This window comes from Sphingomonas crocodyli (assembly GCF_004005865.1).
Classification (GTDB): Bacteria; Pseudomonadota; Alphaproteobacteria; order Sphingomonadales; family Sphingomonadaceae; genus Rhizorhabdus; species Rhizorhabdus crocodyli.
In genome coordinates, this window is record NZ_SACN01000002.1 from 300529 (window position 1) to 320196 (window position 19668).

At 66.7% G+C, this 19668-nt stretch carries 16 protein-coding genes; 8 read left to right on the forward strand and 8 right to left on the reverse strand.

The features are described from left to right. Window positions 1-9: 9 nt before the first annotated feature. The 4 genes from EOD43_RS16030 (at window position 10) to EOD43_RS16045 (ending at window position 4143) form a co-directional block, all read left to right on the forward strand. The gene (locus EOD43_RS16030) at window positions 10-795 is read left to right on the forward strand and encodes a 3-hydroxybutyrate dehydrogenase (RefSeq protein WP_127745046.1); all 786 of its coding nucleotides are present in this window, start codon (window positions 10-12) and stop codon (window positions 793-795) included. Window positions 796-876: 81 nt separating this feature from the next. Continuing rightward, complete coding sequence (locus tag EOD43_RS16035) at window positions 877-1602, forward strand: DUF4893 domain-containing protein (protein WP_240653265.1); 726 nt, start codon at window positions 877-879, stop codon at window positions 1600-1602. After that, on the forward strand, window positions 1602-2894 hold the full coding sequence (locus EOD43_RS16040; protein WP_127745349.1) for a M20 metallopeptidase family protein: 1293 nt from the start codon (window positions 1602-1604) through the stop codon (window positions 2892-2894). Before EOD43_RS16035 ends, EOD43_RS16040 begins: the two co-directional genes overlap by 1 nt. A 136-nt stretch (window positions 2895-3030) precedes the next feature. Next, on the forward strand, window positions 3031-4143 hold the full coding sequence (locus EOD43_RS16045; protein WP_127745047.1) for a Rieske 2Fe-2S domain-containing protein: 1113 nt from the start codon (window positions 3031-3033) through the stop codon (window positions 4141-4143). A 200-nt stretch (window positions 4144-4343) separates the two neighbouring features. Here the strand turns inward: EOD43_RS16045 and EOD43_RS16050 are convergent, their stop codons facing one another. The 7 genes from EOD43_RS16050 to EOD43_RS16080 all read right to left on the reverse strand — a co-directional run bounded on the left by EOD43_RS16050 (window position 4344) and on the right by EOD43_RS16080 (window position 11621). Beyond that, window positions 4344-5900: a DHA2 family efflux MFS transporter permease subunit gene (locus EOD43_RS16050; RefSeq protein WP_127745048.1), complete on the reverse strand. Its 1557-nt coding sequence runs from the start codon at window positions 5898-5900 to the stop codon at window positions 4344-4346. A gap of 1 nt (window position 5901) precedes the next feature. Continuing rightward, entirely contained in the window at window positions 5902-7131 is a 1230-nt protein-coding gene (locus EOD43_RS16055) for an HlyD/EmrA/EmrK family protein (RefSeq protein ID WP_127745049.1), read from the reverse strand. Beyond that, window positions 7128-8570 (reverse strand): efflux transporter outer membrane subunit, encoded by a 1443-nt coding sequence (locus tag EOD43_RS16060; RefSeq protein ID WP_127745050.1) that lies wholly within the window; start codon window positions 8568-8570, stop codon window positions 7128-7130. Before EOD43_RS16060 ends, EOD43_RS16055 begins: the two co-directional genes overlap by 4 nt. Beyond that, the gene (locus EOD43_RS16065) at window positions 8567-9034 is read right to left on the reverse strand and encodes a MarR family winged helix-turn-helix transcriptional regulator (protein ID WP_127745051.1); all 468 of its coding nucleotides are present in this window, start codon (window positions 9032-9034) and stop codon (window positions 8567-8569) included. The genes EOD43_RS16060 and EOD43_RS16065 overlap by 4 nt, the downstream gene beginning before the upstream one ends. Before the next feature lie 92 nt (window positions 9035-9126). Continuing rightward, window positions 9127-9651: a CAP domain-containing protein gene (locus EOD43_RS16070; RefSeq protein WP_127745052.1), complete on the reverse strand. Its 525-nt coding sequence runs from the start codon at window positions 9649-9651 to the stop codon at window positions 9127-9129. A gap of 98 nt (window positions 9652-9749) precedes the next feature. Further along, window positions 9750-10709: a glutaminase gene (locus EOD43_RS16075; RefSeq protein ID WP_127745053.1), complete on the reverse strand. Its 960-nt coding sequence runs from the start codon at window positions 10707-10709 to the stop codon at window positions 9750-9752. 3 nt (window positions 10710-10712) lie between these two features. After that, complete coding sequence (locus tag EOD43_RS16080; protein ID WP_127745054.1) at window positions 10713-11621, reverse strand: LysR substrate-binding domain-containing protein; 909 nt, start codon at window positions 11619-11621, stop codon at window positions 10713-10715. A gap of 151 nt (window positions 11622-11772) precedes the next feature. On the opposite strand from EOD43_RS16080, the gene EOD43_RS16085 reads away from it, so the two are divergent. Genes EOD43_RS16085 through EOD43_RS16100 form a run of 4 tightly spaced genes read left to right on the forward strand, consistent with a single transcriptional unit; the run spans window position 11773 to window position 18518 of the window. Further along, complete coding sequence (locus tag EOD43_RS16085) at window positions 11773-14961, forward strand: efflux RND transporter permease subunit (protein ID WP_127745055.1); 3189 nt, start codon at window positions 11773-11775, stop codon at window positions 14959-14961. Further along, entirely contained in the window at window positions 14954-16108 is a 1155-nt protein-coding gene (locus tag EOD43_RS16090) for an efflux RND transporter periplasmic adaptor subunit (RefSeq protein ID WP_127745056.1), read from the forward strand. The genes EOD43_RS16085 and EOD43_RS16090 overlap by 8 nt, the downstream gene beginning before the upstream one ends. A gap of 10 nt (window positions 16109-16118) precedes the next feature. Beyond that, a complete protein-coding gene (locus EOD43_RS16095; protein ID WP_127745057.1) occupies window positions 16119-17534 on the forward strand; it encodes an efflux transporter outer membrane subunit in 1416 nt (471 codons plus the stop codon). Window positions 17535-17567: 33 nt separating this feature from the next. Beyond that, on the forward strand, window positions 17568-18518 hold the full coding sequence (locus EOD43_RS16100) for a DNA topoisomerase IB (RefSeq protein ID WP_127745058.1): 951 nt from the start codon (window positions 17568-17570) through the stop codon (window positions 18516-18518). Between the two features lie 129 nt (window positions 18519-18647). Here EOD43_RS16100 and EOD43_RS16105 read toward each other — a convergent pair whose 3' ends face one another. Beyond that, the gene (locus tag EOD43_RS16105) at window positions 18648-19652 is read right to left on the reverse strand and encodes an LLM class flavin-dependent oxidoreductase (protein ID WP_164857273.1); all 1005 of its coding nucleotides are present in this window, start codon (window positions 19650-19652) and stop codon (window positions 18648-18650) included. Window positions 19653-19668 lie beyond the last annotated feature (16 nt).

The following is a 19668-nucleotide window of genomic DNA, read 5'->3' on the forward strand; positions in this document are numbered from 1 at the left end:
GACGTTTCCATGTTCCTGAAGGGCAAGACCGCGCTGATCACCGGCTCCACATCGGGCATCGGCCTGGCTTATGCCAAGGCGCTGGCCGCCGAGGGCGCGAACATCGTCATCAACGGCTTCGGCGATGCCGACGCGATCGAGAAGGAGCGCGTCGCGCTCGAGGCCGCGAGTGGCGCCAAGGCGCTCTACAGCGGCCATGATCTCACCAAGGTCGATCAGATCGAGGCGATGATGAAGGAGGCGGCCGACGCCTTTGGCGGGGTCGATATCCTGATCAACAATGCGGGCATGCAGCATGTTTCCCCGGTCGAGGATTTCCCGGTCGAGAAATGGGATCTGATCATCGCGCTGAACCTGAGCAGCGCGTTCCACACCACCCGCCTCGCCGTTCCTTATATGAAGGCGCAGAAGTGGGGGCGGATCATCCAGACGGCGTCCGCCCACTCGCTCACGGCGTCGCCGTTCAAGAGCGCCTATGTCACCGCCAAGCACGGCCTGGCTGGCCTGACCAAGACGGTCGCGCTGGAAACCGCGACCTTCGGCATCACCGCCAACTGCATCTCGCCGGGCTATGTGTGGACCCCGCTGGTCGAAAAGCAGATCCCCGACACGATGAAGGCGCGCAACATGACGCGCGAGCAGGTGATGAACGACGTCCTGCTCGCCGGGCAGCCGACCAAGCAGTTCGTGACGCCCGAACAGTGTGCGGCGATGGCCGTGTTCCTGTGCCGTGAGGATGCGGCGGGGATCACCGGCGCGAACATGTCGATCGACGGCGGCTGGACCGCGCAGTGATCTGAGTCTCCTTCATCACGGTCATGCTGAAACGCGTTCAGCATGACGGTGCAGGATTGGGACGGGCGGAGGCTCTTGCGCTTGTCAGCGCGGGGCGTCAGTCTTGCGCCGAAATCCTCCGCGGAGATCGCCGCCCTGCTGACCAATGCCGCCCGCATGCTGATGATTCCCGCCGTGCTCGGCTGTCTGGCCGGGTGCGGGGGCGGCGACGGCGTCGAGGATCGGCCGCAGGCGGCGGCTCCCCCCGTCAGCAAACCGGTCAAGGCGCCGCCGAGTGATTGGCGCGAGATCATCAGCGATGCCGATCGCGATCGGCTCGCGCGGTGGCGGCAGGCGTGGATGGCGGGGCTCGACAAGGCGGCTGCGGCCGGGCAGGCCAAGCCGATCGCCGCGCAGGGCATGTTGCTCAAGCCCGATCTGTCGATGCCCGGCCCCGCGCTTCCGCCCGGCGATTATGCCTGTCGCGTGATCAAGATGGGCGCGCAGACCAAGGGCCTGCCCAGCTATACCGCCTATCCAGCCTTCACCTGCCGGGTGGCCGCCGACGGCGCGGTGCTGCGCTTCACCAAGCTCGACGGATCGCAGCGGCATGTCGGCACCATCTATCCCGACGACGGCACCCGCATGATCTTCCTGGGATCGCTGATGCTGGGGGATGAGACGCGCCCGCTGCGCTACGGCCGCGATACCGAACGCGACATGGTCGGCGTGGTCGAACGGGTCGGGCAGGCGCGCTGGCGCATCGCTTTCCCCTATCCACGCTGGGAATCGCTGATCGACGTGATGGAACTGACCCCGAAGGGATGATGATGAAGATTGCTCCGCTGCTCGCCTGCGCCGCCATGATCGCCGCCACGCCCGCGCTGGCGGACCCGCTGGGCGATGCGGTGAAGGCGGACATGCCGGGGCTTATGACGATCTACAAGGATCTGCACGTCCACCCCGAATTGAGCTTCAAGGAAACGCGCAGCGCCGGGATTTTGGCGGCCGAGGCGAAGAAGGCGGGCTTCACCGTCACCAGCGGCGTCGGCCAGACGGGCGTGGTCGCGGTGCTCAAGAACGGCCCCGGTCCGGTCCTGCTGCTGCGCGCCGACATGGATGCGCTGCCCGTGACCGAGGCGACCGGCGTGCCTTATGCCAGCCAGAACAAGGGCGTGATGCACGCCTGCGGCCATGACACGCACATGACGACCTGGATCGCGGTCGCGCGGCGGATGGCGGCGATGAAGGATCAATGGTCGGGCACGCTCGTCATGATCGCCCAGCCCGCCGAGGAGATCGGATCGGGCGCGCGCGCGATGCTGAAGGACGGCCTCTATACCCGCTTCCCCAAGCCCGACGCGCTGATCGCCTTCCACGATTCGGCGACCTTGCCAGCGGGGACGATCGGCCTCGTCGACGGCTATGTGATGGCCAACGTCAATTCGGTCGACATCGTCGTGAAGGGTGTCGGCGGGCACGGCGCCTATCCGCACCTCGCCAACGATCCGATCGTGCTGGCCTCGCGCATCGTCGGCACGCTGCAGACTCTGGTGTCGCGGGAGACCAACCCGCTCGAATCCGCCGTAGTGACCGTGGGCAGCTTTCAGGGCGGGACGAAGCACAATATCATCCCGGCCGATGCCCATCTCCAGCTCACCGTGCGCAGCTACAAGCCCGAGGTGCGCCAGCATCTGTTGGACGGCATCGCGCGGATCGCGAGGGGGGAGGCGATCGCCGCCGGCCTGCCCGACGATCTGATGCCCGTCGTCACGATCGCCGACCAGAATACGCCCGCCACGTTCAACACGCATGACCTGACGATGCGGATGAACGACGTCTTTTCGAAGCGGTTCGGCGCCGATCGGGTGAAGATGGACAAGCCGCAAATGGGCGGGGAGGACTTCTCCGAGTATTGGCTGGCCGATCAATCGAAGCAGGCGCTTCTGTTCTGGGTGGGTGGCGTGCCGAAGGCGAAATGGGATGCGGCCAAGGGCGACGTCACCAAGCTGCCGTCGATCCACAGCCCCTTCTGGGCGCCCGATGCCGAAGCGGTGATCGGCACCGCGACCGAGGCGATGACGAGCGCCGCGCTGGACGTTCTGGCCAAAAAGTCGTAACTTAAAACGCATTGCAGCGATTTTGAGCGCGCCGTTTTGAGCAAATAGGCGTGCGGCCGATTGCGCCCGCGCCAGATATGCTATAATGCATTATAGAAACCTCCAGGGCAGCGGAGGTCGATTCAGGAGATTCGTCATGGACCAGGGCAAAGCGCCGCAGGATACCCGCACCGAGAAATCGGCAACCTGGGAGCGGCTGAAGCTGCTTTCGAAGGAAGAGCGCGAAGCGTGGCGGCTCGAGCCCGCGGTCGAGCGCCGCGATCCCGACGCGCGCAACCTGCCCGACGAATTCCCCTTCGGCTGGTTCGGCATCATGTGGTCGGATGAACTGGCGGTCGGCGAGATCAAGTCGGTCCGCTATTTCGCCAAGGACATGGTCCTGTGGCGCGGTGAGGACGGCGCGGCCCGCCTGATCGACGCATATTGCCCGCATTATGGCGCGCATCTGGGCAGCGGCGAAGTCGCCGGCAACCTGATCCAGTGCCCGTTTCATGCCTGGCGGCTCGACGGCAACGGCGCGGTCAAGGAAATCCCCTACGCCCGCAACATCCCGCCGCAGGCCAAGCGCGACAATTGCGTGCCGAGCTACAAGGTCGAGGAAGCCAACGGCTATATCTACATGTGGTATCACCCCGAGGGCGTCGCCCCGATGTGGGAGATGCGGCGGATCGAGGAATTCGGCCACCCCGACTGGACCGGCTTCACCAAGGCGAAGTGGCACATCTACGCCGCGATGGACAACGTGTCGGACAATGGCGTCGACATCGCGCACTTCCGCTACGTCCACCGCACCCAGAACGTGCCCGAATATGAATTCGGCTATGACGGCATCAAGCGCTGGTCGATCGCCCGCGCAAAGCTTGGCACGCCGATGGGCACGATCGACGGCAAGATCAGCGCGTCGGCGATGGGCATGGGGCAGGGCGTGACCCGCTTCGAAGGCATTTCGGACACGATCATGATCCCCGCGATCGTCCCGATCGAGCGCGACAAGGTCCAGTATCTCTACGGCTTCATCCAGCCCAAGGCGGAAGCCGAAGGCCCGAAGGGCGGCCTCGCCCGCGCGATCATCAAGGACATCTGCTGGCAGTTCGACGAGGATAAGGTGATCCTCGATGGCTATCGCCGCCTGGCCCGCCCGCTCGTCTGCGACGGCGACGGCCCGTTCGGCCGCAACTGGCAGTTCACCGACCAGTTCTACCTGAGCCGGGCGAAGAAGCCCGACCCGACCAAGCTCGCCGCCGAATAAGGCCGGGCGTATCGCGAAACGGAAAGGGCGGCCTCGCGGGGCCGCCCTTTTTTGATTCTCAGATCCTCTCCCGGAGGGAGAGGGGGACCGCGAAGCGGTGGAGAGGTATTGGCCGGCGACGGGCGTTCGCGTTTGGGGCGACTACCCCTCCACCACCCTGCGGGCGGTCCCCCTCCCCCTCCGGGGGAGGATCGATTTTCTCAGTCCGCCGCCACCGGCCCGGTGGGTGCGGGCGGGCGCTTGGTGAACCAGACGAGGATCGTGACGGCCAGCATCGCCCATCCGCACGCCCAGAACAGATCGGTCAGGCTGAGCAGATAGGCCTGCCCCACCACCTGCCGGGTGACGATCGCCGCCGCCTGGGCATCGTTCGTCCCCAGCGCGCCGAGGGCATGGGAGGCATAGGGGTAGGCGCCGCCATAATGGTTGAGCCCTTCGACCAGCCGGCTCTGGTGCAGCGCCTCGCGCCGATCCCAGAAGGTGGTGATCAGCGACGCGGCGAAGCTGCCCGCGGTGATGCGCGCGAAGTTCGATATGCCCGTCGCCGCCGGCAGCTTTTCGGGCGGCACCTTTGCCAGCGCGATCGTCACCATCGCCAGGAAGAAGGTGCCCATCGACACGCCCTGCACCAGCATCGGCAAGGTCAGCGAGTAGAAGTCGGCATAGGTCGTGTAGCCCGCGCGCATGAAATAGGAGATGGCGAAGGCGATGAACGCCACCGTCGCCAGCAGGCGCACGTCGATCTTGGTCGACATCCTGGCCGCGAACGGCGTCAGCAATACCGCCACCGCACCGCTGGGGGCGGCGACGAGGCCGGCCCAGGTGGCGGTGTAGCCCATCTGCGTCTGCAGCCACAGCGGCAGCAGCAGCGCCGCGCCGAAGAACAGTGAATAGCCCGCGCACAAGGCGATCGTGCCGATCAGGAAGTTGCGTTCCTTGAACAGGCTCAGGTCGATCGCAGGATGCTTTTCGGTCAGTTCCCAGATCAGCCAGGCGATGAAGCCGATGATGCAGATCACCGTCATGATCACGATGCGCGGCGAATTGAACCAGTCGTCATTCTTGCCCAGATCGAGCACCATCTGCAGCGCGCCGACCCATACGACCAGCAGGCCGAGGCCGATCGAGTCGATCGGCAGCTTGCGCGTCGGCGTCTCGCGGCTGGACAGCGAGAACCACGATACCACGCCGCAGAACAGACCCACCGGCAGGTTGATCAGGAAGATCCAGCTCCAGTGGTAGTTGTCGGAGATATAGCCGCCCAGGATCGGCCCCATGATCGGCGCGACCAGCGTGGTCATCGACCATATGCCGAGCGCCGTGGATCTTTTGTGCGCGGGGAAGATCGAGATAAGCAGCGCCTGGCTGCCCGGAATCATCGGCCCTGACACCGCGCCCTGCAGCACGCGAAAGGCGATCAGCGAACTGAGGTTCCACGCAATGCCGCACAGGAAGGACGCGATCGTGAACAATACGACCGAGGTGACGAAGGTGCGGACCACGCCATAGCGGCCCATCAGCCATCCGGTCAGGGGCACGGCAACGCCGTTCGCCACCGCAAAGCTGGTGATCACCCAGGTCGCATTGTCCGAACTGACGCCCAGATTGCCCGCGATCGTGGGCAGCGAGACGTTGGCGATCGTCGAATCGAGCACCTGCATGAAGGTGCCGAGCGCGAGCGCGAAGGCGGTGAGGCCGAGGGCCCCGCCCGAAAGCGGGGGTATCTCGGCGCCGCCCGCAGGGCCGGGGCCGGCCATCTTACCGGCCCGTACCGCGGTTGGCGGCGATGATGCGCTGGATATCGGCTTCGACGCCGGCGCCCAGTGCATCGCTCTGCTTGCTCTGGAAGCCGCCCGATGCGGGCTGCGCGAGCAGCGGACCCGAACGATCGGTCACGTCGACCTCGGCCATCACCGACATGCCGATCCGTAACGGATGCTCGCGCAGTTCCTTCGGGTTGAGCGCGATGCGGACGGGCAGACGCTGGACGATCTTGATCCAGTTGCCGCTGGCATTCTGCGGCGGCAGCAGCGCGAAGGCGTTGCCGGTCCCGGCGCCCAGGCCGATCACATGGCCGTGATAGACCGCATCGTCGCCATAGACGTCGGCGGTGACGGTCGCAGGCTGGCCGATGCGGATGTTGCGCAGCTGGGTCTCGCGGAAGTTGGCGTCGATCCACACCTTGTCGAGCGGGACGACCGCCATCAGCGGCGTGCCCGGCGCGACCTGCTGGCCCAGCTGGACGCTGCGCTGCGCGATCACGCCGTCGACCGGCGCGGTCAGGTGCATGTGCCCGCGCGAAATGGCCGCGGTGCGATAGCGCGCGATGGCGGCCAGGACGGCGGGGTTGGTCTCGACACTGGCGCCCTGCACGCTGGTGCGCGCCTGGGCGAGCCGGCTCTGCGCGAGCTGGAGTGCGGCGTTCGCGGTGGTCACGGCGTCGCGGGCATGCGCGACCTCTTCGCCCGAAACCGCGCCATCGGCGGCCGCGCGCTGGCGGCGGCCAAGGTCGTTGCGCGCCTTGGCGAGTTCGGCCTGCGCCTGCGCGACGGCGGCCTTGCCTTCGTCGACCGCCGAGAAGTTCGACCGGACCGAGCGGACGGCGCGGGCGAGTTCGGCGCCGGCCTGCGCCAGCGACACGTCGGACTGCGCGGGATCGAGGTCGATCAACGGATCGCCCGCCTTCACGCCCTCGGTATTGTCGGCGTGGATCGCCAGCACGGTCGCGGGCTCACGGCTCGTGATCGCGACGATGTCGCCCGCGACATAAGCGTCGTCGGTTTCCTGCACGTCGCCCGCGAAGAAGATCGCATGGACGCCCCAGGCGATCAGCCCGAGCAGGACGACGACCCCCAGGATCAGGAAGGCGCGCTTGCGTGTGTTCGACTTGCCTTCGGTTTCATCGACGGGCGGGGCGGCGGGGGGCGTCGCGCCGGGCACGGAAGCATCATCCACGGGATCGGGACGGCTGGAGCTGTTGTCGGTCATGGCTGGGCCTCGGGGGGGGTCTGGTTCGCGACTGCAAGCGCGGGAGCGGGAGTGAAATCGCCGCCGATCGCGGCGACGAGCTGAATACGGCGGATCGCGCCATTGGCGGCGAGATCGATCTGCGCCTGCCGTGCGGCGAGCAGGCGGGTATCGGATTCGAGGACATCGAGCTGCGATGCGAGCCCGGTTTCGACGCGGGTGCGATCAAGCCGGACGACATCCTGCAGGCCGGCGAGCACGTTCGCCTGTTCGGCGGCGTCGCCCTGATTGGCGCGGACCAGCGCGATCGCATCGGCGGTGTCGCGCACCGCGCGGACGACCGAGTCGTTATACTCGGCGATCGCGACGTCGACCTGGCCGGTCGCGCGCTTGTAGTCGGCCTTCAGCCGACCGCCCTCGAAGATCGGCAGGCTCAGCGACGGACCCGCGCCATAGGTGCGCGAACCCCATTCGGTGAGGTTGCCGAGGCCGAGCGCCTGGAAACCGAACGAGCCGAGCAGGTTGATGTTCGGATAGAAGGCCTTCTTCGCCACATCACGCCCTGCGCTGGCGGCCGCGATCCGCGCCTGCCCGGCGAGCAGATCGGGGCGACGGCCCAGCAGGTCGGCGGGCAAAGCGGTGGGCAGCGGCACGGCGCGATCGAAGGCCAGGGTGGTCGTGCCGATCGTGTCGTAATAATCGGCGCCGCGGCCGGCGAGCGCGGCGAGCGCGTGGACCATCGTTTCGCGCTGCGCCTGTGCGCGCAATTCGGCCTGCCGCGCCTGGGCGAGCAGAGTGTCCGCCGTGCGCGCCTCGAAATTGCTCGCCAGCTGGTTGCGGATCCGCGACTGGATCAGCGTCACCGAACGCTGGCGCGCGGTCACGAAATCGGCCGCGACCTTGATCTGCTGTTCGGCGCGGGCCAGTTCGACATAGGTCTGCGCGACCGATGCGCTGAGCGCGAGCCGCGCGGCGGCGGCGTCAAGCGCGGCGGCATCGGCCGATGCCTTGGCTTCATCGAGCGCGGCCTTCTGCTTGCCGAAGAAGTCGAGCGACCAGCTGACATTGGCGGCGGCATTGCCGACCCACTGGGTCGATCCGCCGAAGGGGGGCGGGATGATGTAATTTTCAGGCAGGCGGGTGCGCTGTTCCTGCGCGCTCGCCGTCACGCTGGGCAGGGTGCCGGCACGCGCCGTTTCGATCCCCGCCTGCGCAATCCGCATCCGCGCCATCGCACCGGCCAGTGTCGGGCTGCCCGACAGCGCATCGGCCATGATCCGATCGAGCTGGGGATCGCCCAGCGCCTTCCACCAGTCGACGGCCACGGGCACGCCCGTCACGCCGCCCGACAGCCCGACTTCGGGCGCGCCGATCGGCTTCAGCGCCGGATTGATCCCGCGCGGCGCGCAGCCGGCGAGCAGCAGGGCGGCCAGGGCCGCGCCACCAACGAACTTTCTCATGCCTTGTTGTCCTCGTCGTCGAGGGTGCCGAGCAGCCGGTGAAGCAGGGATATCAGCGTTTCGGCTTCGTCTCGTGTGAAAATCGAAAGATGGTCGTTCCAAAGATCCATCATGATCGGGGTCAGCCGATCGAGCATTTCCTGACCAGCCTCGGTCGTCTCAAGATTGACGACGCGACGATCGGCCTTGTCGCGGATGCGGACGATCAGCCCGCGTTCGTCGAGCTGGTCGAGCATGCGCGTGACGGCGCCGCTATTGTGGCCGAGACATTTGGAAATCTCGCCCGCGGTGATCGCCAGCCGATGGCGGATGTGGAACATCGCGATCCACTGGGACAGGTTGATATCCTGATCGGCGAACATCGCCTCGGCGCGCGCCGTCCCCAGCTTTTTCAGCCGGTGGACGAGATAACCGATCGAGCGTTCGGGGACGAAATCGGCTTTGCTGTAGAAGGGGTCGCGCATAAACTGCCTGTGCAATCACTGCATAGGCAGCATTTACATTCGTGTCAGCCGAGTCGCAAGATACTATTTCTCTATTGTTGCTCGCGGTCGTTTCAGACCGGTGACTCGCCGATCACATTGCCGCCCTCAAGATAGCGGCAGACGAGGAATTCGTCATGTTTCCCTCGGGTTAGGGCGCAGCCGACCCGCTTCGTCGATCGCCAGATCAACTGGGTGTAATGGCCGACATCGTCGAGCCGCCCGGTGCGGCTGTTCACCGGGAAGATGCCTGGGCGATAGTAACGGCGCTCGGCCGCCCACAGGCCGACCATCATCTCGGGCGTATAATAGCCGCGCGTGCCGGCCCACAGATTCTCACCTTGGGGATTGAGCGAAGAGTCGCGCGAATGGACGAGGCGTCCGATCCGGCTGAGGTGCCGACCCCATAGGCCGGCTTCGCCCGCCAGCCGATCGTCCCACTCCAGCGGCGGGACGCCGACCTGCGCGCGGACTCGGTTGTGCGCGGCGAGCAGCCGATCGTTCAGATTGGCCGTGCGCTCGCTTGCCCCCAAGGACAGCAGCGCCAGACATGCACCGGCAAGGACCGACAACTTGGGTCCATTCAGCGAACCAGCCATCAGCATTCTCCCAACTTCGCCGTCTTTTATGATCCAGAGTGGCTCAAGTTCCCTCCGGTGCGGCTGCAATCGTTTTACTATGCAAATTTATTCGGTCTTTAGGAAGAAACCGCCATTTCTCGGGGGTTGAGCACCGACCAGCCGGTCGCGACGGCGAGCTGCTGGAGGGCAAGCGCGCCCAGTTGCGAATTGCCGCGATCGTTGAGGCCGGGGGACCAGACCGCGAGCGAAGCGATTCCCGGCACCACCGCCAAAATGCCGCCGCCGACCCCCGACTTGCCGGGCATGCCGACGCGGAAGGAGAATTCGCCCGATCCGTCATAATGGCCGCACATCATCATCAGCGCGTTGATCCGCCGCGCGCGGAGCGCGGAGACGACATTGTGCCCGGTATCGGGATGCGCCCCGCCCGCCATCAGATACCGCCCCGCCATCGCCAGTTGCCGGCAAGTCATCGAAAGCGCGCACTGGTTGAAATAGACCTGCAGCACGTCTTCGGCGGCGTGATCGAGATTGCCGAAGGCGCGCATATAATTGGCGAGCGCCATGTTGCGGAAGCCGGTCTCCTTCTCCCCCTTCGCGACATCCTCGTCGATGCGGATGCTCTCGTCGCTCGCCAGATGCCGGGTGAAGCGCAATATCTCGCCGATCGCCTCGGTCGGGCGGCTGCCGCCCAGGATCACGTCGCTGACCACGATCGCGCCCGCATTGATGAACGGGTTGCGCGGAATGCCATGCTCGGCCTCCAACTGCACGATCGAGTTGAAGGCGGAGCCCGAAGGCTCATGCCCCACGCGCCGCCACAGCTGATCGCCGACCTTGCCCAGCGCGATCGTCAGCGCGAACACCTTCGATATCGACTGGATCGAGAAAGGCACGTCGGCGTCGCCCGCGACGTGCATGCTGCCGTCCGCCAGCACCACGGCGATGCCGAAGTGGCGCGGATCGACCCCGGCCAGGCCCGGAATATAGTCGGCGACTTTGCCGCGATCCTCCTCGCGCGCCATGTCGGCGGCGATTTCGCCAAGGATCGCGTCGAGATCGAGCCCCCCCGTCATTCCCTAATCCCCCCTGTGCGTCGCGTGCCCCGTCTCCACCAGATCGACGAACCGACGCGCGGCCGTCGACAGATTCCTGCGCCGCACCAGCCACAGGCTGCTCAACACCTGCTGGCCGGCCAGTTCGCGGAATATGATATTGTCGGGATGCAGCGCCGCAAGCGAGCGCGTAATGACCGTAATGCCCATCCCCACCGCGACGAGGCCCAGCAGGGTCGTCAGGCCCGCGGCCTCCTGCACGACGCGCGGGGTGAAGCCGGCCTTGGCGCACAGTTCGTCGAGATGCTCGTTGAAGCCCGCGCCATGATCCGATCCGTAGAGGACGAAGGCTTCGTCGCGCAGATCGGCGATCGATGGCGCGCGCCGCCGCGTCGCCAGCGGATGATCGCTGCGCATGGCGAGCATCAGCGGCTCGTCGAACAAGGGCGTCGCGACCATCATCGGGGTGATCGGCGGCTCGCCGAGCCCGCGGATGAAGCCGACGTCGAGCCGTTCCTCGCGCAGCCGCTCCAGCTGCTCGCCGCGCGGCATTTCGGCCAGGTTGAGCCGCACGGCGGGGAAGGCTTCGCGGAACGACGACAGCGCGTTCGCCACGACCGCGTTGAACGGGACGGAGGCCGAGAAGCCCACCGACAATTCGCCCAGTTCGCCGCGTTGCGCGCGCCGGGCTACGTCGATCGCATGATCCGCCTGATCCAGCACGCGGCGCGCCTCGGTCAGGAACAGGGTTCCCGCTTCGGTCAGCGTCACGCGCCGGCTGGTCCGTTCGAACAAGGCGACGCCCAGTTCGTCCTCCAGCGCGCGGATCTGCTGGCTCAGCGGCGGCTGCGATATGCCCAGGCGTGTTGCGGCGCGGCCGAAATGCAGCTCCTCGGCGACGCCTACGAAATAGCGGAGATGGCGTAATTCCATTTGCGATTGATATGGATCATGTATCGATCAAGGTGCAATCGATATTAGACGCCCCAGCGTCTATGATGCAGTGCGGAAATAATTCATCGTCCGCGACTGGGGGGAAGCGGAGAAGTCCGGGGTTCGCGCCGCTTCTCATGGTTGCTGTTCAATGACCGCCATCGTCCGGATCGCGCTTACGCGACCGCTGACGTTCATCGTGATGGCGCTGCTGATCCTGATCGGCGGCACGATTTCGGCGTTGCGCACGCCGGTGGACATCTTTCCCGAAATCAAGATTCCCGTCGTCGCGGTGGTGTGGGGCTATGCCGGCCTGCCGCCGTCGGAGATGGAAGGCCGCATCATCGGCAATCACGAACGCGTGCTGACGACGACGGTCAACGATATCGAACATATCGAAAGCCAGTCGATGCAGGGCATCGGCGTGATCAAGATCTTCTTCCAGCCGGGCGCCGACATCCGCACCGCGACCGCGCAGGTCACGTCGGTGTCGCAGACGGTGCTTCGCAACATGCCGCCGGGCGTCAATCCGCCGCTGGTGCTGAACTATAACGCGTCGACCGTGCCGATCCTGCAGCTGGCCTTGTCGGGGCAGGGGCTGACCGAACAGCAATTGTTCGATCTGGGCCAGAACCAGATCCGGCCGCAGCTGGTGACGATCCCCGGCGCCGCTATGCCCTTCCCGTCGGGCGGACGGCAGCGTCAGATCCAGATCGATATCGATCCGGTCGCGCTGCAGACCAACGGCCTGTCGGCGCAGGACGTCGCCAATGCCGTCGCCGCGCAGAACCAGATCAATCCGGCCGGCTTCGCGAAGATCGGCATCTTCCAGTACAGCATCCGTCTGAACAACGCGCCGTCCTCGATCGAGGAACTCAACAACCTGCCGATCAAGGTGGTGAACGGCGCGACGATCTACATGCGCGACGTCGCCCACGTCCGTGACGGCAGCGCACCGCAGACCAACGTCGTCCATGTCGACGGGCATCGCTCCGCGCTGCTGACCGTGCTGAAGAATGGCGCGACCTCGACGATCGCGATCGTTCAGGGGGTGAAGGACAAGATCCCCGAACTGATGGCGGGCCTGCCGCCGACGCTCAAGGTGCTGCCGATCGGCGATCAGTCGCTGTTCGTGAAGGCGGCATTGGAGGGCGTGGTGAAGGAAGGCGCGATCGCGGCCGCGCTCACCTCGTTGATGATCCTGCTGTTCCTGGGTTCGTGGCGGTCGACCGTGATCATCGCGATCTCGATCCCGCTGGCGGTGCTGGCGGCGATCGCGGCGCTGGCGATGTTCGGGCAGACTCTGAACGTGATGACGCTGGGCGGCCTCGCGCTCGCGGTCGGCATCCTCGTCGACGACGCGACGGTGACGATCGAAAACATCAACTGGCATCTCGAACAGGGCAAGGGCGTCGTGCCCGCGATCCTCGACGGCGCGGCGCAGATCGTGACGCCGGCCTTCGTGTCGCTGCTGTGCATCTGCATCGTGTTCGTGCCGATGTTCGCGCTGCCGGGGGTCGCGGGCTTCCTGTTCGTGCCGATGGCGCTGTCGGTGGTGTTCGCGATGATCGCATCGTTCATCCTGTCGCGCACCCTGGTGCCGACGATGGCGATGTATCTGCTCAAGCCACACGACACGCACGGCCACAGCCATGAGGCGGGGTCGCCCACGTCGACCAACCCGCTGGTCCGTTTCCAGCGCGAGTTCGAGGCGCGCTTCGAAAAGGTCCGCGCGGGCTATGGCGATCTGCTCGGCCGTGCGCTGGGCGCGCGCAAGCCGTTCATCATCGGCTTCCTGGCCGTGGTGTTGATCAGCTTCGTGCTGGTGCCGTTCCTGGGCCGCAACTTCTTCCCGACGGTCGATTCCGGGCAGATGATGCTCCACGTCCGCGCGCCGATCGGTTCGCGTATCGAAAATACCTCGGCCGAGTTCGATCGGATCCAGCGTTTCATCCGCCGCACCCTGCCGGCGGGCGAGATCGAGACGATCATCGACAATATCGGCCTGCCGGTCAGCGGCATCAACGTCGTCTATAACAATTCGGGCACGGTCGGCCCGCAGGACGGCGACATCCTGATCTCCCTGAAGGAAGGCCATGCACCGACCGAGGAGCATATGGCGACTCTGCGCCGTGAACTGCCTAAGGCATTCCCGGCCTTCACCTTCTCCTTCCTGCCCGCCGATATCACCAGCCAGATCCTGAACTTCGGTTCGCCGGCGCCGATCGATATCCAGGTGTCGGGCCGCAACATCGCGGCGAACCGCGCTTATGCGACGAAGATCCTGAAGGGCATTCGCGGCATTCCGGGCGTCGCCGATGCGCGCATCCAGCAATCGGCGCGCTATCCGCAGCTCGATGTCGACGTGAACCGTTCGCGCATCGGCCAGTTCGGCCTCACCGAGCGGGACGTGACCAACAGCGTCGCGACCACGCTGGCCGGAACGTTGCAGACCGCGCCGGTCTTCTATCTGAACCCGCAGAACGGCATCACCTATCCGGTCGTCGGCCAGACGCCCGAATATCAGATCGATTCGGTCGCCAGCCTTTCGAACATCCCGGTCGCCGGTCCCGCGGGCACGGGCGGGCAGCAGGTTCTGGGCGGCATTGCGGACATCAAGCGGTCGAGCACCGCCGCCGTCGCCAGCCACTATAATATCCAGCCCGTGATCGACATCTACGCCGCCCCCGCGGGCCGCGATCTGGGCGCGGTGTCCAGCGACATCGCCAGGGTCATCAAGCGGCTGGAAAAGGATAAGCCGGCGGGCATCACCGTCACGATGCGTGGACAGTATCAGACGATGAACGCGGCCTTCTCCGGCCTTGGCTACGGCCTGCTCGGCGCGATCGTGCTGATCTATCTGCTGATCGTCGTGAACTTCCAGAGCTGGCTCGATCCGTTCGTGATCATCACGGCCCTTCCCGCCGCGCTGGCCGGGATCGTGTGGATGCTGTTCAGCACGGGCACGACCCTGTCGGTCCCGGCGCTGACCGGCGCGATCATGTGCATGGGTGTCGCGACCGCCAACTCGATCCTGGTCGTCAGTTTCGCCCGCGAACGGCTCGCCGAACTGGGCGACGCGACCAAGGCCGCGCTGGAGGCGGGCATGGTCCGCTTCCGCCCGGTGTTGATGACCGCGCTCGCGATGATCATCGGCATGGCGCCGATGGCCTTCGGTCTGGGCGAGGGTGGTGAGCAGAACGCCCCGCTCGGCCGCGCCGTGATCGGCGGGCTTGCCTTCGCCACCATTGCCACGCTTCTCTTCGTCCCCGTCGTCTTCGCGGTCGTTCATTCGCGCCGCGCGTCCAAGCCTTCCGAACCGGAACTCGCCCATGCCTGACCTCAGCGATCGCAATCTCCGCCGTTACGGCATCGGCGCCGGCGTCGTCGCCCTCGCGATCGTCGCGGTCGGCATCGGCACCCGCGTGATGGCCGATCGCGAACTGGCCGATGTCGCCGCCGATAACGACATCCAGTCGGTCAGCGTGATCAAGCCGACGCGCGGCGCCGAAAGCGACGGCCTGGTCCTGCCGGGCAATGTGCAGGCGTTCAACAGCGCCGCGCTCTATGCGCGCAGCAACGGCTTCATGCGCCGCTGGCTCGCCGATATCGGCGACAATGTGTCGGCGGGGCAGACGCTGGCGATCATCGACGCGCCCGACGTCGATCAGCAGCTTGCCGCCGCTCAGGCCGATTATCAGACCGCCGCCGCCAATCAGTCGCTCGCGCAGACCACGGCGAAGCGTTGGGAAATGATGCTCGCCAAGGATGCGGTGTCGAAGCAGGAAACCGACGAAAAGCGCGGCGATCTTGCGGCCAAGACCGCGCTCGCCAACGCGCAGGCCGCCAATGTGAAGCGGCTGCGCGCGCTGCAGGGCTTCACCCGCATCACCGCGCCGTTCGACGGCGTCGTCACGCAGCGCAATGCCCAGATCGGTGCGCTGATCGTTGCGGGCAATGCCGCCGCCCAGCCGATCTACACCGTCGCCGACGTCCATCGCATGCGTATCTACGTCCGCGTGCCGCAGGGCTATTCGGGCCAGATCCGTCAGGGCCTCCATGCGAAGCTGACGGTCCCTGAATATCCGGGGCGCACCTTCGATGCGGTGCTGACGCGCACGGCGGGCGCGGTCGATCCGACATCGGGCACCGTGCTGGTCGAACTGCAGGTCGCAAACGGCGATCGCGCGCTCAAGCCGGGCTCCTTCTCGCAGGTCGCCTTCCCGGTCCACAATGCGGGCACGATCAGCCTGCCGGCCAGCGCGCTGATGGTGCGCGACGACGGCACCAGCGTCGCGATCGTCGGTGCGGACGGCAAGGCGCGCGTCCTGCCCGTCACGATCGCGCGCGACAATGGCGCGACCGTCGATATCGCAACCGGCCTGAAGGGCACCGAGCGGGTGATAGACAGCCCGCCCGACTCGATCGAAAATGGCGATGCGGTCCGTGCGGTCGCGGCGCCTCCGCCCGCGCCCGCGAAGGGCTGAGGCGGCGGGGATGCGGTCTTTCGCGCTCCTGCCGGCGCTGCTGCTCGCCGGCTGTTCGATGGCCCCGGCCTATCGCCCGGCCGAGGCGCCGGTTGCCGCCGCCTATAAGGAACAGGTGCCCGGCTGGGCGCAGGCCGCCCCCGCCGATGCCGCGCCGCGTGGCGACTGGTGGACGGCGTTCGGCGATCCCGTCCTCGACGATCTCGAAGCCCGCGCCGCGGCCGGCAGCCCGACGATCGCGGCGGCGGTGGCGCGTTATGATCAGGCGACGGCGATCGCGCGGCGCGCCAATGCCGAAATCTTCCCCGAAATCTCGGCCGGCGGCGCGATCTCGCGCGAACGGCTTTCGGCCGGTCGCCCGCAATCGATCGGGAACCGCCCCAAATATACCGACAAGACGATCGGCGGCAGCTTCGATTGGGAAATCGACCTGTGGGGCCGGCTGCGCGATGGCGCGCGGGCGGGCGTCCTCGAACGGCAGGCGAGCGCCGCCGATCTCGCCTCGGCGCGGCTGAGCCTGCAGGCAGCGGTCGCCAGCGGTTACTTCGCGCTGCGCGGATCGGACGCCGAAATCGCGCTGCTGCGCCGGACGATCGATGAGTTTGCGCGCGCGGAAAAGCTGACCGACAATCGCCACGAAGGCGGCATCGCATCGGGCCTCGATCTCGGCCGCGCGCAGGCGCAGTTGTCGGGCGCGAAGGCCGATCTGTCGCAGGCCCTGCTCGATCGCGCGATGCTCGAACATGCGCTCGCGGCCCTGATCGGCGAAAGCCCGTCGACCTTCACGATCGCGTCGGCGGCGATGTCGGCCCGGCCGATCGCGGCGCCGGTTGCGACGCCCAGCCAGCTGCTCGAACGCCGCCCCGACATCGCGGCCGCCGAACGCCGCATGGCCGCCGCCAACCAGCGGATCGGCGTGGCGCGCGCGGCATGGTTCCCTGCGCTCACCCTGGGCCTCGACGGCGGGTGGCAGACGACTAGCGGCGATATCCTGACCAAGTCGAACAGCTTCTGGGCGCTCGGCCCGCTGTCGCTGCTCGGCCCGATCTTCGATGCGGGCCGCCGCACCGCCGACGTCAAGCGCGCCCGCGGCGAGTTCGACGAGGCCTCGGCCGAGTATCGCGGCACGGTGCTGGGCGCGTTCCGCGAGGTGGAGGACAATCTGGCCGCCGCGCGCGAACTGACATCGGCCGAGCGCGATCAGGATGCGGCGGCGTCGGCCGCGACGCGCACCGGCGATCTGGCGCTCACCCGCTATCATGACGGCGCGTCGGATTATCTGGAGGTCGTCGTGGCGCAGACCGCCGCGCTGCAGGCCGAACGCGCGGCGATCGGCGTCCGGGTTCGCCGGCTTCAGGCGTCGGTGCAACTGGTCCGCGCGCTGGGCGGCGGCTTCGACAAGACGGTGCTGGCGCAGAAACCGTAGCAGCCTTTTGCCGCGCTCCGCGTTCGAACCGGCATGAAGCATCAGCCGATCGATCGCGTCGACACCATCGACTCCCAACCCGGCATCCGCCGCAGCCGGCGGGGCCGGGGGTGGCGGTTCACCGGGCCGGATGGCGATCTGGTCCGTGATGTCGATGATCGGATGCGCATCCTGGGCCTCGGCATCCCGCCCGCCTGGAAAAAGGTCTGGATCAATCCCGATCCGACCGCGCCGGTGCAGGCGACCGGGATTGATGCCGCCGGCCGCAAGCAGTATCGTTACCACACCAGCTGGCGTGAGAAGCAGGATGAGGCGAAGTTCGCCGAACTCCCCGCCTTTGCCGAACGCCTGCCCTATCTGCGCGCGCAGGTGCGCAAGGCGCTCAAGAGCGACGATCCGTGGGAACGCGCGCTGGCGGCGGCCGTGCGGCTGCTCGATGGCTTCGCGATCCGGGTGGGATCGAGCGATTCCGCGCTCCACGGCAGCTATGGCGCGACCACGCTGCTGAATCGCCATGCGCGGATCAAGGGCGATACGGTCACGCTCTGCTTCTACGGCAAGCACGGCATCCGCGCCGATCTGTCGGGCAGGGATGCGGCGCTGGCGGCGGCGCTGGCCGAACTCAAGAAGTCATCGAGCGGCGATCTCTTCGCGCTGCGATCGGGCCTGCGGGTCCATGCGGCCGACGTGAACGAATGGATCTGCGAACTGACCGACGGCCACGGCACGGCCAAGACCTTCCGCACCTGGCGCGCCTGCGCGATCGCGGCGGGGATGCTTGCGCGCGGCAAGCGCACCTCGGTCAAGACGATGCTGGAGGCGGTGGCCGACAGCCTCGGCAATACCCCTGCCGTCTGCCGCAAATCCTATGTCGCCCCCGCCTTCATCGACATCGCCAAGGCGGGCGAGACGATCGCCATCCCCGCGACCCCGAAGGCCCTACGCGCGAACGAACGGGCAAGCCTGGCGGTGCTCACTACCTGAAATCCTCCCCCGGAGGGGGAGGGGGACCGGCGCAGCCGGTGGAGGGGTATTCGAGGCTTGGCGGCTCGCTACCGGCTAATACCCCTCCGTCACGCCTTCGGCGCGCCACCTCCCCCTCCGGGGGAGGATCTAATTGGGGCGGACGAAGGGAAACACCTCCTCCTCGACCAGCTTGAGCATGTTGAGCGCCTTGGCGGGTGCGATGCCGGCGAGCAGCGGGTTGAACAACAATTCGCCATCCGGCCCCAGATCGTCGATCAGCGCGATCGCCTCCTCTGGGTTCAGGATCAGATAGGGCTCGGGCTTGCCGGCCTCGCGAACATAAGGGCCGCGGAAGATCGCGCCGCCCTCGCTCGGCGCCTTGCCGCCATCGTCGCGTATCTGGTTGGTCTGCTCGACATAGGTGCGGTTCACATGGTCGATATGCGGCATCAGTTCGGCCTCGACCTTCGCCTTGTCGTCCTTCGTCACCCACAGGAACATCGGGCCGCGTCTGGCACGCGGGCCGGGATCGGGCTTGCCGTGGCGCTGGCAGGCTTCGCGATACAGCTCCCAATGCGCGACCGTCGCCGACTGGAAACTGTCGGCCAGCCGCGCGGCACGATCGATCGCGGCGGGGGTGACGCCACCCAGGTTGATGGGGACGTGGCTTTGAACGGGCAGGGGGCGCAGCCGCACCGTCGTCCCGCGATAGTCGAACGGCTCGCCGCTCCACGCCGTGCGAAGGAAGGGGATCAGCGCGTCCATCGTCTTGCCGCGCTTCGTGAAGTCGGCGCCGAACGCCTGGAAATCGGCGGGCTGGGTGCCGATCCCCATGCCCAGGATCAGCCGCCCGTTGAGGCAAAGATCGGCGACCGCCACCTCCTCCGCCAGGCGCAGCGGTTCGTAGAGGGGCGCGAGGACGACGTTGGTCTGAAAGCGAATCACTTTCGTGCGCGCGCCCACCGCCGCCGCGAAGATCAGCGGGCACGAACTGAAGCCGTCGTCATTCTGGTGATGCTCGCCCACGCCCGTATGCGCGAAGCCCTGCTCGTCTGCCCACTGCAGGCAATCGAGCGCGCCTGCATAGATGTCGGCGCCCGACACGCCGAATTCGGGCGGGTGGCGCAGATCGAAGTTCATGATGCGGGGCACGGGCGATCCTCTCTGG

Excerpts from the sequence above, each read along its gene's own strand:
- EOD43_RS16030 (WP_127745046.1), top strand. The coding sequence starts at position 10 with ATGTTCCTGAAGGGCAAGACCGCGCTGATCACCGGCTCCACATCGGGC.
- EOD43_RS16040 (WP_127745349.1), top strand. The coding sequence starts at position 1,602 with ATGATGAAGATTGCTCCGCTGCTCGCCTGCGCCGCCATGATCGCCGCC.
- EOD43_RS16045 (WP_127745047.1), top strand. The coding sequence starts at position 3,031 with ATGGACCAGGGCAAAGCGCCGCAGGATACCCGCACCGAGAAATCGGCA.
- EOD43_RS16050 (WP_127745048.1), bottom strand. The coding sequence starts at position 5,900 with ATGGCCGGCCCCGGCCCTGCGGGCGGCGCCGAGATACCCCCGCTTTCG.
- EOD43_RS16055 (WP_127745049.1), bottom strand. The coding sequence starts at position 7,131 with ATGACCGACAACAGCTCCAGCCGTCCCGATCCCGTGGATGATGCTTCC.
- EOD43_RS16060 (WP_127745050.1), bottom strand. The coding sequence starts at position 8,570 with ATGAGAAAGTTCGTTGGTGGCGCGGCCCTGGCCGCCCTGCTGCTCGCC.
- EOD43_RS16065 (WP_127745051.1), bottom strand. The coding sequence starts at position 9,034 with ATGCGCGACCCCTTCTACAGCAAAGCCGATTTCGTCCCCGAACGCTCG.
- EOD43_RS16070 (WP_127745052.1), bottom strand. The coding sequence starts at position 9,651 with ATGGCTGGTTCGCTGAATGGACCCAAGTTGTCGGTCCTTGCCGGTGCA.
- EOD43_RS16075 (WP_127745053.1), bottom strand. The coding sequence starts at position 10,709 with ATGACGGGGGGGCTCGATCTCGACGCGATCCTTGGCGAAATCGCCGCC.
- EOD43_RS16080 (WP_127745054.1), bottom strand. The coding sequence starts at position 11,621 with ATGGAATTACGCCATCTCCGCTATTTCGTAGGCGTCGCCGAGGAGCTG.
- EOD43_RS16085 (WP_127745055.1), top strand. The coding sequence starts at position 11,773 with ATGACCGCCATCGTCCGGATCGCGCTTACGCGACCGCTGACGTTCATC.
- EOD43_RS16090 (WP_127745056.1), top strand. The coding sequence starts at position 14,954 with ATGCCTGACCTCAGCGATCGCAATCTCCGCCGTTACGGCATCGGCGCC.
- EOD43_RS16095 (WP_127745057.1), top strand. The coding sequence starts at position 16,119 with ATGCGGTCTTTCGCGCTCCTGCCGGCGCTGCTGCTCGCCGGCTGTTCG.
- EOD43_RS16100 (WP_127745058.1), top strand. The coding sequence starts at position 17,568 with ATGAAGCATCAGCCGATCGATCGCGTCGACACCATCGACTCCCAACCC.